The following is a 15,372-nucleotide window of genomic DNA, read 5'->3' as shown; positions in this document are numbered from 1 at the left end:
AGTTAGGTAAAGGAAGGCAAAAATAGCCGTTCGCTAAAGCATCTTTTATTTGAACAGGTTACTAAATGTAAGCAATTACCTAATAATGTAGGTGGTCAATCACAAGTTTTTGGTGCAGGTCTGATGTGGGAATACCTAGCGATAAATGGAAATAACAACCCTACGATTCATCGCTCTGCCTAATGGTGTGTTGTTATTACTGATAGGAATTTCTTCTCCGTAACCACGCACTTGAATCCTTTTTTCAGAAACTCCATTTTCTATCAAATAGTCGGCAATGGTTTGGGCACGCGATAGCGATAGTCTATTATTCAATTCAGCACTACCTGTATTGTCGGTATGGCCTTCGATGGTTACGAATTTAATTTCATCAGCCATGAGGCTGTTTAAGATAGGCCTTAATTCTTCTTTGATTCGTTCCTTAAGGGCATACTGATTGAGTGAATAATTGAACGAATAGGATTGTTCTACTTGGGCTGTTCCTGTTTTAGTGGGCTTGGTGTTTTTGGCTACAACTTGCCCAATTGGTAGCTGTGCCATTGGCACGTAACTCGGTAGCGTAATTGGCTGCAGGTTGTAGCGTTTCTCTGGTGCTGCTCTAAGTGGTTGAGAAATTTTTTTGGGACTCTGTTTTTTTCTTTTCTCTCTCTCTCGCACCAATCCTTTTAGTCTTAACCCAAACTCGAAAGCGCCCGTATTGGCTGAGTTTTTTGCGTTTACAGACAAGTCATAGTCCATTCCAATTGATAAGTTTCCTTTTTGGAGTTCGATGGAGCTTATTAAATCTCTTCCCAACAGATACTTAAGTCCCAAACCAATTTTAGTGTCATTCGCTACTTGATATTCACTGGCTAGCCCAATATTTAGCCTGTTTCTTTTGGTGTGATGAACCCAGAGAAAATTAGGGGTTACATTCAATTTTGGTGTTTGGTAAATGGAGAAGAATAACTCGCCCATGTAAGTGGGAGGGACTTTTGACCCAGTATTGAAGAATGAACTTTCAGGTCTGTTTACGTCAAAAATAGAAAAGCCTAAACGTGAAATTAATTGGCCATTCTTGTTCATATACTGATAGAGCATTCCTGTATTTATTCGGAAATAGGTGTCACTCAATTCTTGCAGAGTTTCTCCATTGTTGATGGAAGAATCAAAACCTCTATCGGGAATGTATTGGGTATTGGTCAGGAAATTGGAGAAAGTGAACCCTTGCTTATGATGAAAGCCACTAACGCCAAAAGAAAGTGTTTCACCAATATCGGACTTAAACTGAAGTGCATAGGAAAGCCCTACTTCTTGAACCTCAAAAGTATTTGTACTTCCAGATTGATCATTCATTACATTCAACCCAAAACCGCCTTGCACATTCTGGCGGTTTGGCATCAAATGAGGATATTTGAATGAAAATGAAGTACTGTTAATGCTGAAGTCGGGTGCTGTTTGCTGACTTCTATGAAGGGCATCTGCGGCCCAATAGTTATCGGTAGCCGCATAAGCAGGGTTCAACCTTTGTTCTGCATAAGAAAGCAACGAAAAATTAAACTGTTGTGAGTAGGCACTTTCAATCATGAAAATACTCAAAAGAGAAAGAATAACTAGTGACCTTCGGTTCATTCTCATTACCTCACTAAACTGATTTTACCATTGGTGGTACCATTGAGTTTTACGGGTTGGCCATTTTCAAATTGTCCACTCACGCTCCAGAAATAGACACCACTCGAAACGGTTGATCCATTTACGGTACCATCCCACCCACTATTCATGGCCTCTTGCGGATTTTTGGTTTGGTAGACTAAATTACCCGATCGGTTGAATATACTGAATTGAAATTCGTTTGGAACTTGACTTAGAAAAACCACAATGTTGTCGTTCCTACCATCGCCATTTGGCGTAAAAAGATTGGCGACTCCTCCAGTTTGGGTAACATTTACCTGAACTTCTAATGTTTCTGTACATCCATTTTCGCTTGTTATGGTCACCATATAGGTAATGTCTGATCGTGGGCTTGCCTGCGGATTTGCAATGTTAGGGTTGCTAAGACCTACAGAAGGTAGCCATTTATAGGAGGAACCCCCGCTGGCCATTAATTCTACACTTTCACCGACATTAATGGTTAAAACGGAGTCTTTGACTGAGGGCTTAAAATCTTCTATTTCTACAAAAGTTGTGTAGTTAAAAGAACAGCCGTCTTCGTTTTCGCCATAGAAAAAAACGAGCTGAGATTCTGTGGGCACAAAGCTGATGGCATGTCCAGCGCCCAGATTACCTAATTGGGCCGCTGTCCATTGAATGTTGCTCCATGCTGCATCTGCTGAGAATGACACCGTATCTCCTGGACAAATAAGGTTGTATTTAGGCATATTGAGCTCTGGAATTTCGGTATCCTTTGACTGGATAATATATGTTAGCTGGCCATCGCTACAATTTTTAAATTCCACCACAGATCCATAGATCGTGTCGTCTAAATCCGCTTCGTACCGTAATATGGAGGATTGACCTAAAGGGCCACGTTTTTCCGAAACCCAATTCCTTAAAATGGTAGGTGTGCCCAATACCAATGTGCTTCCTTTACATGTTTCAATCACTGAGGCTTCTAAATCTTCTGCTGTGCAGATGGCAAATTGATTGAGAATGTTAGTGTTAGGTTTGCAGTTTCCATTACTTAGATAATTGAATGCATTATCAGCAGCATTTATATAGTGAAAGTAATTTCCGGGTGCCAAATTGCTAAAAATGGACTGTTTGGCGTAAAGCTGATTACCGTGATTTGGGAGCCGTGGGTTAGGCGTATTAATATTAAGAGTGCCATCATTAAGGGCTACGGTATCTGAGTTGGCTATGATTACATCATATGATATAAGCTCAGTTGCTGTGAGTGAATCATAACCTGTACCCCAAACAATTAACCCTTGTCCTATTCCCGTTTGAACCGCATTGATTAAATGTGGGTTCCTAGGCCCTTCATTGAATAGGGTTTGTTCATTTTTGAAGAAGAAAACTTCCAAAGAATCACCAGAAGAAAGCAGTTGAGCGAAGTCTAGATTTCCATCTCTGGTATAATCCGCAAAACGAGTTACGGAGGCATTTTCTGTATTCATGATTACGGTGTCCTTCGGGTCGGCTAAATCATTTAGAAAATAACTAGCAAATTCGTTGTCTTCGTTGCGGGTGCTAAGCCATAAGTCTGTTTTTCCATCAGAATCAAAATCTGCCATTAGAGCATCTAAAACTTCTATGTCAGGAAGAATTTCGGTAAGGTCAAAAGTATCTTGTTTGCTTTTTATCAAGAAGTTGGACGAGCTGCCTCCCATTAAGTTTCCTGAAAGAAACATATCTGGATAGCCACTTTTAGTAAAAGCCCCATGGGTAAAAATACTGATGGATAGGTTATCAAAAGGAAAAGGTTTTTGAAAATCCTCCCATTTCGAAAGCCGGTTCTGGAGATATCGGGTCAATGAGTCTGGTCGGTTAGAAGAAGAAATCAGCAAGTCCCGGAGGCCATCACTGTTCAGGTCCAAATCGAATAGTGCATCTGCTGGTGAATCGTTGAAAAAATTTGGTTGCTCTTCCCAGCCAAGTGCTGTGCCCGTTAAGTATTTAACTTTTGCATCGGAGTCTATGTAAACCAATTCCAAAAGATTGTCTCTGTTAAAGTCTCGAAGCATAAACTCTTCAGTAAGAATAGAAGCCATTGGAGTAGGGAGCAGTTGAAATTCAAATCCTCCTTGATTGATGAGTGATGAGAACAGCGTGTCTGTGCCTGCTTTTACGCCAGAAAACACAATGTCTAATTCACCATCTTTATCGATGTCAATTATCTCTAAGGCATGAATTTTAAGGTCGAAAAAGGGCAGGCGAATAGATTCAACGAACAAGTCACCCTCGTTTTTGAAAAGAAAAAATTGAGTGGAATCGCTGCTAGGCTCTTTTCCGTAAACGAGCAGATCATAATATTTGTCAGAGTTAAAATCTGCCCAAACCATTTGAGGGTTTGTTAGAGTGGGCAGTTTTAATGAATCTTGTTTCTGGAATGTCTGAGCACTTGTAAGCTTGACGAGAAACAATAAAAACAGGCAGGCAATTGGTCTTAGCTTCCTCATGATTAATTATTGTCTCGGTCAAACTTTAGTTTTATAGAAAGCTGGCTGCGTACGGCCTCACTATTAAAAGTAGCAGGACTCCATTCATTCACCAATTTGAGCACCCGTAGGGCTTCTTTATCGAAAGACTCGCCCAAGCTTTCTTGGATTTCAAAATCAGAAATGCTGCCGTCTGGATTAATGGCAAAAAGCACTTTTACATAGCCTTCAAAAATATTTGAATTGGCATTTTCTGGGAACTTGATTTCCTGATCCAAAAAAGCATAAAATGCCTCAAAACCCATCTTTGGGCTGGCCTTTATAAAGACATCTTCTTTTTCAACTTCTTTACTAAAGGCAGCCTCTTTTTCTTTTACCGCATTGGTTTCGGTTACTTTTTGTTTGGGCTCTGGAGAAACCTGTGGCTCTGGTTTGGCTATCACAACCGCATCCTTTTCCGTTACATTTTTTTCAGTGGTATTGCTCTCAATTGTATCTAAAGGAACAGTTTGTTCGGGCATTTCTTCTGCTACCTGTTGCTCAATAGGGGGCTGTGAAGCATTTTCTAAGGGTTCGCTCGGAAGCGTATAAAAGTAAACTCCAGCAGCAAGTGGCAATAAGAGTAGTAGAAACCACATTCTGCTCACTCCAGATTTGGTGATAACATCTTTGGGAAGGTTGCCCTCCAGCATAGTAGCTGAATTTTCCAGTACGCTACTAAAGTCCATCTGAGCCTTTATTTGCTCTGAACTTACTTTTTTGCCTTTTTTCAAATATCTATATTTCATATCTGTTCGGCTCTAATTTTTTTCTAATTCTCTTTAAAATGCGGTGCGATAGGGTTTTGGCGTTGTTCTCAGTTATCCCCAAAATCTCACCGATCTCCTTAAAACTCTTCGACTCAAAAAACCTGAGTTCAATCAGCTCAAGGTCCCTCGGCTTTAACTTATCCAGTACTTCTGGCAGTAGCTTGAGCCCTCTTTGTAAATACAAAGCCTCTGGCTCAAACTCTTCGGCCATTTCCTGAGTCATAAACTCTTCTAAAACCACCGTGCGCTTTTTATTCTGGGTTCTGAAATAATCGTAGCAGCTGTTAAGCGCCAAACGATAAAGCCAAGACGAGAAACTCAATCCCTGAAATTTGTACTTGTCCAGATTCACCAAGGCCTTACAAAACACATTCGAAGTGATGTCTTTGGTTACCTGTTCGTCCTGTACCCTGCACATAATCAGCCTGAAAATGGGCTCATAGTATTTTTCGTAAATGGGCTCAAAATAGCAATGATCCTTCTTGGACCACTCTATCAGCTCGTTTTCTGAGATCGCATCGGCATTGATGTTTTCTGTGGCTATCATTCTCTCAGAAGCTTTGCATAGGTTTAGAATTTTGACAGTATAACGCCATGGTTGAAAAAAGATACACTTTTAATTGAATAGATTTTGGTTAAGCCGCTTCACTTAAAAAGAAAGGTTTAAATTAAACCAATTCATTATCAATCGCGTTGTCAAGGCATTCATGAAAGGATATCGATTTTCAAAATACATTCCGCAAAAAACGGCTGGACAATCGGCCTTTGACAATCTACTGAATATCTTCTTACAGTTGATTAGTATTACAGGAGGTGATGCTGGTGAGGCACTTAGTTGGTTGACGAATTTAGATAAGCAATACAACATCACCAATGGTAATTATGGCATTGGTGATTTTATTGAAGACCTGAAGGGTAAAGGCTATCTGACCGAACAAAACGGAGATGGTAAGTTTCAGGTGACCGATAAAACGGGGCAGGAAATCAGAAAATCTTCTTTGGAAGAAATTTTTGGGAAGCTGAAAAAATCAGGAAAAGGACAGCACAAAACTTCCTTTTCAGGGATAGGAGATGAGACGGGCACCGACAGACGCCCTTTCGAATTTGGCGATTCACTTCAGCAAATCGCCATGACGGATTCTATTCGCAACGCGCAAATCAATAACGGTTTCGGAGAGTTTAAGCTGACCGAAAATGACTTGGAGGTCATTGAAACAGAATACAAAACTCAGACTTCAACAGTGCTGATGATTGATATTTCCCATTCCATGATTTTGTATGGGGAAGATAGAATTACTCCGGCTAAAAAAGTGGCCATGGCCTTGGCCGAACTTATCAAAACCAAATACCCTAAAGACACACTTGATGTGATTGTATTTGGGAACGATGCTTGGCAGATTGAAATCAAAGATTTGCCTTATCTCCAAGTTGGGCCCTACCATACCAACACCATTGCTGGGCTAGAACTGGCCATGGATATTCTAAGAAGAAGGAAAAACGCCAACAAGCAAATTTTCATGATTACAGATGGAAAACCCACCTGTATGAAAGTTGGAATTAAATACTACAAAAACGCCTTTGGGCTCGATCCAAAGATTTTTAATAAAACACTGAACTTGGCGAGCCAGTGTAAAAGATTACAAATTCCTATTACCACTTTTATGATTGCGTCAGATCCATATCTGAAGGAGTTTGTGAAGGAATTTACCGCAGCCAATAACGGCAATGCCTATTACAGTAGCCTTAAGGGCTTGGGGCACGTTATTTTTGAAGACTTTAAACGCAATCGCAGAAAACGATTTTAATATGAGCTATTACAAATTGACCTCTGATCAATTATTGAAGATAAATACCCTTGGCGCTTTGAAAAAGGCGGGCTATCAAAGTAAATCTGTAAAGGATGAACTTCGTGATAACCTGATCAAAAAACTGGTGAACAAGGAGCCTACTTTTGAAGGTATTTGGGGTTATGAAGACACCGTAATTCCTGATGTGGAACGCGCCATTCTTTCCAAGCACAACATGAATTTGTTGGGTTTAAGGGGGCAAGCCAAAACCAGAATTGCCCGTCAAATGACTTTGCTTTTGGACGAGTATGTGCCGGTGATTGAAGGTTCTGAATTGAATGATGATCCGTTGAACCCCATCACTAAATTTGGGCTGGAGAAAGTGAAGGAAATGGGAGATAAAACCCCTGTTGCTTGGCTCCATCGCAGCGATCGTTATTCTGAAAAACTGGCTACGCCCGATGTGTCTATTGCGGATTTAATTGGCGATGTTGACCCGATCAAAGCTGCTTCTTTAAAATTGCCTTATTCAGATGAGCGTGTGATCCATTACGGCATGGTGCCGAGGTCGCATAGGGGCATTTTTGTCATTAATGAATTGCCTGATTTACAAGCCAGGATTCAGGTGGCACTTTTCAATATTTTGCAAGAAGGCGATATTCAAATCAGAGGTTTCAAATTGAGACTTCCTTTAGATATTCAGTTTGTATTTACCGCAAACCCTGAAGATTATACCAACCGAGGCAGTATTGTAACTCCGTTGAAAGACCGTATCGATAGCCAGATTATCACCCATTATCCAAAAACTTTGGAAATAGGAAAGCAGATTACGGTGCAAGAGGCAGACATTAAAGAAGCGCAGAAAGAGAAAATTGTCTTGAATGAAATTGCGCAAGATCTCATTGAGCAAGTGGCGATTGAAGCCAGAAATAGCGAGTATGTAGATGAAAAAAGTGGGGTTTCGGCACGACTGACGATTTCGGCTTACGAAAATTTATTGAGCGCTGCGGAAAGAAGGGCTTTAATGAATGGAGAAAACCAAACTTACGTTCGTGTTTCCGACTTTGTAGGAGTCATTCCTGCCATTACCGGTAAGGTAGAGTTGGTGTATGAGGGCGAACAAGAAGGGCCTGGTATAGTAGCGCATAACTTGGTGGGCAAGGCCATTCGGACACAGTTCTTGGATTACTTTCCAAACCCAGACGAAAAGAAAAAGGACAAAGGAGAGAAAACGGAAAATCCTTACAAAGCCATTATTAATTGGTTTGGAGAAGGATATACGATTGATTTACTGAACGATCTTTCTAACGAAGCATATGAGAAAGCGCTTTTATCTGTGCCTGGCTTGGCAGACTTAGTAAAGAATAAGTATCCTAAAAAATCTAAAGACGAGCAACTGTTTCTCATGGAGTTCGTGCTTCACGGCTTGGCCGAATACAGTAAACTGAGCAAGTCTGCTTTAGATACAGGCACCCGCTTCAAAGATCTACTCAGCAGTATGTTCTCCATTGATGATATGGAAGACTTTGATGAAGATGAGCTGAGTTAAGCTTTAAGGAAAAATCAAACTAATTATAAAGGCTCTTTGGAGCCTTTTTTCGTTTTATGCGGAGATTATATTCGCTATTCTCCGCATTTTATGAGTAGAATAATTTTTTAATGCGGAGAATAGTATTTATATTTACCGCATAATTTGCGGAGAATATGCGTTATGTACATCAGCTTAAAGATTGGCCAGATTTCACTTGGGACAAACCCACGGTTTTGGAAAAGCTTGTTCAAGTAAGAAACAGGCAGGGCTATCTTTTGGGTAAAATGGAGGGGCTAGGTTTTAGTTTAAAGCTAGAAGCTAATCTCAACACGCTTATATCTGATGTAACCAAATCGAGCGAAATAGAAGGGGAGTTTCTAGATACGGATCAGGTTCGTTCGTCTATAGCTAGAAAACTTGGGTTAGATTTGGCTGGGCTTGTCCCTTCTGATCGGCACGTGGATGGTGTGGTAGAAATGATGTTGGATACCACTCAAAACCATCAGAAAAAACTAACCAAGCAAAGGCTCTTTAATTGGCATAAGCTTCTTTTTCCTATAAACCAGTCGGGAGGGTTTACGATTGTAGTAGGCGAATGGCGAGATAATTCTCCAGAGGACCCTATGCAAGTGGTGTCTGGCCCCTTGGGTAAAGAAAAAGTGCATTTCGAAGCCCCATCTTCTGATCGGTTGGAGGTAGAAATGAGTGCTTTCTTGGACTGGTTTAATGCATCGAGTAATCTTGATCCTGTATTAAAAGCTGCTATAGGGCACCTTTGGTTTGTAACTGTTCACCCATTTGATGATGGTAATGGCAGAATGGCCAGGGCAGTAGGTGATTTATTACTGGCCAGAGCAGATGCCAGCAGTCAGCGATTCTATAGTATGTCAACAGAAATAAAGAACCAACGCAAGCAATATTATCAAATACTGGAGCAAACTCAGAAGGGCGGTTTAGACATTACGGAATGGTTAATGTGGTTTATGGACTGCCTAAGCGGAGCCATACAGGCTAGCGAACATTTATTGAAATCTATTGTTCAGAAGGCGAAATTCTGGGAGGTACATGCCAGTACGCCTTTGAACGAACGCCAATCCAAAATGGTCAATAAGCTCTTTGATGGCTTCGTTGGAAATTTAACTTCATCCAAATGGGCGAAAATGTGCAAATGTTCACAAGATACTGCCGGAAGAGATATTAATGATTTATTAAAGAAAGAGGTATTGATCAAGACTGAAGGTGGAGGAAGAAGTACTAGCTATCTACTCAACTATAATATCAAAACCATTCAATAATGCGAGCACTTCAGGGTTAGAGAAACTTACCTTTTTTAAGCGATTATCATTTGGGTTGAACTGGTAGCTTTAGGCCTCATCTTAAACCATTCAATCGGATTGATTTCATTATTTATCATCTTTAACCATTGTAGTTCGATCCAATCAATAGTGGAGGTGTCATTGACCTTATTAGTATTCTGAGAAGACAAAGCCGCTTGGAAGTCTAAAAAATCCAGTGTACGAATGAGCGCCTCTTCTTTTGAAAGCGGCTTTCGATTATGAGTTGGTTTCTTATCCTCAAAACTGTTGTAAGTCAGCAACTTCGACATAAATTAAAAGTACAAAAGCTTTTTGACTTGGGTGACTAAAACCTACCTGAGTAAAAAACAATATAAGAAGCTGCCAGAGCTATCAATATTAACTCAATTAGAATTCTCAATTTTAAGTTTTTTGTAATTAAGCGAATCAGCAACCCTAAGGTCAGCGCGATTGATCCATAGAGAATAATCCCTATCATACCAACAACTCCCCACCCTTCCGCGTATGATAGTTCCGCCCAATTTATAAACAGGTTTATTAGCGCTCCTATTATTGCTATCCAACCCATGATAATAAGGGGTGTTAGATATTGTTTTACTTTCATCATTCTATCACAATATCAAAGCCATTCAATAATGCGAGCACCTCAGGATTAGAGAATTTTGCCTTTTTCAGGCGATTATCATTTGGGTTGAACTGGTAACCATAGGCTTCTCGAAAATCGGCCTTGGATAAATTGCAGTTCACGAAAGTGCTCCCCACCAAGTTTGAGCCTTTAAAAATTGCGGCAGATAAATCGGTGTCTATAAAGTCGCATTCCTTGATTTCGCTATTTAAGAAACGAGTAGAAGGAATTTTCAACCCTTTGAAATAGCAATAGCTGATTTGGCAATTCTCAAAGGAAAAGGACAGCAGCATTTTACTGATGGGTTCGAAATCTATCCCGCTAAGTTTACAACCCTTGAAGCTAATGTCATCCCATTTGGCACTCACCACTTTCACCGCAGTGAGGTTACAACTTTCAAAAGTGCAGCCATCAAAAGAACTACTTCTAAAATCAGCACCAGTTAAATCACAATTAACAAAGTGGCATTCATCATAAAATTCACCATCAAACAAATGGCCTTTAAAGTCTTCATTCTTAAATTTGATTTCGCTGTGTTCTTTCATTTGAATGTTTTCATCGTTGAGTATTAGATCCTTCCCCGAAGTTTCAGGGTTAGGATGAAATGCTGTGAGCAAACAATTACAAGGCAGTTTGCTTTTACAATCACGAATTTAAATTAATCAGGACATGAAGCTTGCGCTTAATCAACTCCAATGACTGATTAAAGCTAAACTGCCTCTTTTCTTTTCCTGAGGCACGAAGGATCTAAACCTCTCGATTAGCAATACAATTTCTAGTTCCTTCGCTTCTCATCCGCTAAAGCTTCTGCGAACGCGGTTCCACTCAGGATGAAAAGCAGTCTGCATGTAATTGATACCGAGGATAGTTTTTTCATTAGGAGCTTAATTATAGAAGAAAGACCAACAATAAATAACTACTTACAAACAACCGAAGCGCAACAGCCTCCTTTCTTTTCCTGATCCCGAGAATTCGGGGAAGGAACTAGAAATCGATCCTAAATAGAAAATTCCGATTTACTAATCCCTCCTAACCAATTTCCCATAACTAATAACTATTTACCTTTTCCTGAGCCAAGCTTCTCTTCGGGCTTTTGCCTTGGCATCGGCCTTGGCGTCCATTGCGGTAGACCAAGCTTGGGCTTCTTCTAAAATAAGTTTTGAAGTTTTTTCTTCGCCCCAAATTTTGCGGTACTTAATCTCAATAGTATCGCCCGGTTTGTGAGCAGCTATAATTTCGTTGATGTTAGAATCATCTGTTAATACGGTTCCGGCTAGGCTCAAAATCACATCTTCAGATTCTACACCAGCTTTATAGATTGGAGAACCTACTGTGGCGTTGCCTGTCAATTGCCAGCCGTCTCTTTGCTTGCGAATGTTGCCGCCTATGCTTGCCCGACCTTCCGCTCGATTAGTGTAGGTCACGCCCATTTTCTTGAACAAACTGGCGTAATCTGGCATTTGACTGTCCAAAATGTATTTTCCGAAAAACTCATTGGCAAAGCTTTCACCAGCATATTCAGCCATTCGCGCTTGTAGGTCACGAACGGTGTAAGGGATTTCCGTTTTACCCTGCTTCTCCCAAACGTACTTCATGTAATCGTCTAAGTTTTTACCATTGTCCATGGTGCGTAAGGACATATCAAGTGCCAAGCCCAATACTGAACCATAGGTATAGTAAGAAATAAAAATGTTGCTCAGGTTGGTGGGGTCAATCGAAGTGGCCGCATCAACAAATGGCGCTTGGTAACTCATTTCAATGGGGTTATGGAAATTTCTACCCGGAGCATTAACCACATAACCTACACTTCCGCCCAAACCATTTATATATTGCTCGGCTGAAATGCTTCCAGAACGCGCCTGCATTAATGCAGTGTAGTAACTCGTAAATCCTTCTGCAAACCACAGTTCCCCCGACATGTTGGCGTCTTCAAAACTGAAAGGCTCTAAAGATTTTGGGCGAATGCGTTCCACATTCCAACTATGGAAAAATTCATGCGACATGGTGCCCATAGAGGTGGAGCCCAATGGTCTTTCTACTGGCAGACCGCTTACTACGTAAGTTGAGTTTCGGTGCTCCATACCATCGCCACTGGCGTTGGGCATATAGCAAGAAAGGAAAGTATACTGACCGAAATCATAAGTAGCCAATTCGCCAAAAACCGCTTTTTGCTGCATTACAATGCCCATGGTTTCTTCGAAATAAGCATCCACTTCTGCATCGGTTGTGCCGTCTTTGTGCAAAGCCAAACGAATGGTTTGCCCATCTACATTTCTTTCTCTGAAATACAAATCGGCAATTTCAGTTGGGCTGTCCATTAAGTAATAGGTGTTTGGCGCATAGAATGTATTATTGCCCAAATCTTTGAGTTGAGTAGCTACTTTCCAGTTTCTGTCTTCCCTCACATTGAATTTTACTTTTACCGGACGTTGGTCTAAACCTCTGGCCCAAGCCAAAGTAGCGGGCATGTTGAGGTGGGCGTGGCTCTCGTCAATGCCAGAATAAGTACCGCCAGCACGGTTGGCATAAAGTGTATATTCGAAATGTACTGTGCCGTTATGTCCAGCCACATTCCACTGGTAAGGATTTTCGCGTGTAATGGGCAAAGCCTTGCCATTTCCATCTGTTGCTTTTACGTTGTACACGTTTTTGGCAAACTCATGCACGGCATAGCGGCCAGGCGAACTGCGGCTCATGCGCACTTCCAATACTTTGTTTTCCAAATTGCTGAACTTGATTTTAATATTGGCCTCATGGTGCACTGCATTATCAAACGAAAGTTCGTATTCGTTGTAGGTTTGGGCTTGTAGGCTGATGGCCAAGAAGCTCAGTAAGGCTATGGTTAGGTTTCTTAGTTTCATGTTTTCGACTAAAAGATGGATGTTGTTGTATGAATACTCTCTTCCAAAGATTGCTGTATTCTTGATACAAAGGAATCAAAATAAAAAGAAAAGTAAAATGTAGAACTATTCCTTAGGAGTGACTGATATAAATGATATACTAGGTATTTCAGTCATAAAAATGAATATATTTATGGGTGTATGTCACAAACGTGACTGATGGTTAACGTCTGCTACAATAAAAAACAAAAGAATGAAGACAATATCATTTATTAATATGAAGGGTGGGGTTGGAAAAACTACGAGTGTTGTAGAAATAGGTACAATTCTCGCCACCGATCATGACAAGAGTGTTCTAATAATAGATCTAGATCCACAAACAAACGCCACTTTTTCCTTAATGAAACTTGACGATTGGGATAATATTAAAGATACAGCAACTATTGCTGACGTTCTTGGGATGAATAAAGGGTTTAGTTCAAGGGATGAAGAATATGACATAAATGATGCGATAATCGAAAATGTAGGTGGAATTGATGGCTTGGACTTGATACCTTCTCACCTAGAGTTGACGTTTTTGGATTTGGATTTAGGAGCTCAAGCCGGAAGAGAGCATATTCTATCCAACCAACTTAAAAAGTGTGTAAAAGAATATGATTATATCCTTATTGACTGCCCTCCAAATCTCACGGTTGCTCCTCAGAACGCCCTTGTAATCAGCGACTATATCCTTGTACCCGTAGCACCAGAATTTTACGCAGCAATCGGACTCCCGTTACTATCAAACCGAGTTACTCAATTGAAAAAAAGATTACCAGGATGTAAAGTTGAAATCCTCGGAGTAATTTTTACGCAAGTAAGGAATACAAATGATCATAATCATCATTTGAATGAGATAAGGACTACTTGCAACGGAGATCTTAACATTGAAACATTTCAAACAGTAATTCCTTTTACAACAAAAATAAGTGAAGCCGCAAAATGGAATAGGCCTGCAAGCCTTACAAATCCAGACTCAAATGGAGTTCAAGCATACAAAAGTTTAACTCAGGAATTATTGTTAACCCTTGAAGAAGTCTAAAATGAACTTAGAAGATAAAATAATAAGCGCAGAAGATTTACTTAAGTCACTTTCAGATTATGAAAAGAAAGGATTAGACACTTCGTCATTAAAAATTTTTATTAAGAACCTCAAAACATTTAATAAAATTCAAAAAGCACGGATGTCTAACTACAGCCAACGGCTCTCGCTTGGAGAAAAATTAAATATTATAAAATCGTTCTTAGAAGATAAGAAAGCATTTCCTAGAATTTCTGATGTAATTGAATTTGCTAATAAAGAGCTTTCTCTTGGCTTTAAAGATCAAAAGGAATCACGTGCGATAACGATTAATAGAATAATCGGAAGGATTGAACGTAGCCCAGTTCTCAAAGACCAATTAAAAGAATCTGTTATCAGAATTAGGAATCAAGAAATGCACGGGCACAGTGCCAAACCAACTAAGAAAGACAAGGAAAAAGCTGAATCTTATGCTCGTTGGGCAGAAATTTTAATCAATATATGAAAGAAAAGATTCTAGAAAAGGCAAAGAATGATCTTCCCTTGTATTTTGGCGATTTCAAGGAATTTTGGGATGAATCCATAAACAACATTGGAGACGATGACTTGTATGAAGCCTATCGCGCAACTTTAGTTTTTAAGAATTGGAAATACAATTTTCATTCAATAGAATTCAAGACTTATGACCAAATATTAGATGAAATTTATGAAGATATAAACTCCTCGTTCTTTCTCGCAATTCAGGGCTTATATAGAAGTGCTCACATGCATATGAGAAGTAGCATTGAATTGTCACTTCAACTAGTTTATTTCATTCACCACCCTATAGAGTTTGAAAAATGGAAAAACGGTGATTTTGTTATCAAGCATTCAGACCTATGTCAATATATGGTTGATCACCCAGTATTTGAGACTGATATTCAACCGTTGATAACGAACATCACTAAAAATTGGAAACATTTTTCTAAACATATTCACGGAGAATCACCGATTTTCTTTCAAAGTGAAAAAAATGCGCGAAAGACAAACTCATTTACTGAAAAAGACTTTGGGATTTGGAAAAGCAACTTTTTCAGAAACATTTACCAAATTAATAAATTACTATGCCTTTTCTTCAAAAAAGAAATAAACCGGTTTCCTGAAAACCCACGAAATCTCGTTCTTGCGCTATTAAAGGAAGAAGATTTAGGATTGATTTTTTATGAATAAAACTGTAGACAATCGAGTAACTGCCTCTCCAATTCTAACTAACCAGGCGCGCCTCTCGCATCTCAGAAAAAAACGACCAATATTTTAGTAAACCCTACTTTGATAGTATCATTTGATAC

The 15,372-nt window shown here is 39.8% G+C and carries 13 protein-coding genes; 6 read left to right on the top strand and 7 right to left on the bottom strand.

The window, feature by feature from the left end:
* Window positions 1-135 precede the first annotated feature (135 nt).
* From MB14_RS01750 to MB14_RS01735, 4 genes are read right to left on the bottom strand one after another with little or no spacing between them, the layout of a single operon-like run.
* Window positions 136-1,611 (bottom strand): PorP/SprF family type IX secretion system membrane protein, encoded by a 1,476-nt coding sequence (locus MB14_RS01750; RefSeq protein ID WP_165899487.1) that lies wholly within the window; start codon window positions 1,609-1,611, stop codon window positions 136-138.
* A gap of 5 nt (window positions 1,612-1,616) precedes the next feature.
* Window positions 1,617-4,097, bottom strand: a complete 2,481-nt coding sequence (locus MB14_RS01745) for a T9SS type B sorting domain-containing protein (protein WP_062588038.1) — start codon at window positions 4,095-4,097, stop codon at window positions 1,617-1,619.
* Between the two features lie 2 nt (window positions 4,098-4,099).
* A complete protein-coding gene (locus MB14_RS01740) occupies window positions 4,100-4,864 on the bottom strand; it encodes an energy transducer TonB (RefSeq protein ID WP_062588036.1) in 765 nt (254 codons plus the stop codon).
* Window positions 4,854-5,432 carry an RNA polymerase sigma factor gene (locus MB14_RS01735; protein WP_062588034.1) on the bottom strand — a complete coding sequence of 193 codons (579 nt, stop codon included), beginning with the start codon at window positions 5,430-5,432 and terminating at the stop codon, window positions 4,854-4,856. Before MB14_RS01735 ends, MB14_RS01740 begins: the two co-directional genes overlap by 11 nt.
* Window positions 5,433-5,592: 160 nt before the next feature.
* Between MB14_RS01735 and MB14_RS01730 the strand changes: the two genes are divergently transcribed.
* From MB14_RS01730 to MB14_RS01720, 3 genes are all read left to right on the top strand, one after another.
* A complete protein-coding gene (locus tag MB14_RS01730; protein WP_062588032.1) occupies window positions 5,593-6,690 on the top strand; it encodes a vWA domain-containing protein in 1,098 nt (365 codons plus the stop codon).
* A 1-nt stretch (window position 6,691) separates the two neighbouring features.
* Window positions 6,692-8,221, top strand: coding sequence for a P-loop NTPase family protein (locus MB14_RS01725; protein ID WP_062588030.1), 1,530 nt, complete (start codon window positions 6,692-6,694; stop codon window positions 8,219-8,221).
* Between the two features lie 155 nt (window positions 8,222-8,376).
* Window positions 8,377-9,498, top strand: coding sequence for a Fic family protein (locus tag MB14_RS01720; protein ID WP_062588028.1), 1,122 nt, complete (start codon window positions 8,377-8,379; stop codon window positions 9,496-9,498).
* A 35-nt stretch (window positions 9,499-9,533) separates the two neighbouring features.
* Here the strand turns inward: MB14_RS01720 and MB14_RS01715 are convergent, their stop codons facing one another.
* From MB14_RS01715 to MB14_RS01700, 3 genes are all read right to left on the bottom strand, one after another.
* Window positions 9,534-9,809, bottom strand: coding sequence for a hypothetical protein (locus MB14_RS01715; protein ID WP_062588026.1), 276 nt, complete (start codon window positions 9,807-9,809; stop codon window positions 9,534-9,536).
* Window positions 9,810-10,122: 313 nt separating this feature from the next.
* Window positions 10,123-10,689, bottom strand: a complete 567-nt coding sequence (locus MB14_RS01705) for a pentapeptide repeat-containing protein (protein WP_132644102.1) — start codon at window positions 10,687-10,689, stop codon at window positions 10,123-10,125.
* Window positions 10,690-11,202: 513 nt separating this feature from the next.
* Entirely contained in the window at window positions 11,203-13,005 is a 1,803-nt protein-coding gene (locus MB14_RS01700) for a M61 family metallopeptidase (RefSeq protein WP_062588020.1), read from the bottom strand.
* A 232-nt stretch (window positions 13,006-13,237) separates the two neighbouring features.
* Here MB14_RS01700 and MB14_RS01695 point away from each other — a divergent pair, with 232 nt between their 5' ends.
* Genes MB14_RS01695 through MB14_RS01685 form a run of 3 tightly spaced genes read left to right on the top strand, consistent with a single transcriptional unit; the run spans window position 13,238 to window position 15,253 of the window.
* Window positions 13,238-14,065, top strand: coding sequence for a ParA family protein (locus MB14_RS01695; protein ID WP_084375922.1), 828 nt, complete (start codon window positions 13,238-13,240; stop codon window positions 14,063-14,065).
* Complete coding sequence (locus MB14_RS01690) at window positions 14,052-14,549, top strand: hypothetical protein (RefSeq protein ID WP_221405445.1); 498 nt, start codon at window positions 14,052-14,054, stop codon at window positions 14,547-14,549. The genes MB14_RS01695 and MB14_RS01690 overlap by 14 nt, the downstream gene beginning before the upstream one ends.
* Window positions 14,546-15,253, top strand: a complete 708-nt coding sequence (locus tag MB14_RS01685; protein ID WP_062588013.1) for a hypothetical protein — start codon at window positions 14,546-14,548, stop codon at window positions 15,251-15,253. Before MB14_RS01690 ends, MB14_RS01685 begins: the two co-directional genes overlap by 4 nt.
* The last annotated feature ends 119 nt before the right edge of the window (window positions 15,254-15,372 follow it).

The sequence above is a fragment of the Roseivirga ehrenbergii genome, from assembly GCF_001593005.1.
Lineage (GTDB): Bacteria > Bacteroidota > Bacteroidia > Cytophagales > Cyclobacteriaceae > Roseivirga > Roseivirga ehrenbergii.
This window is presented reverse-complemented; position numbering and strand designations above follow the sequence as displayed.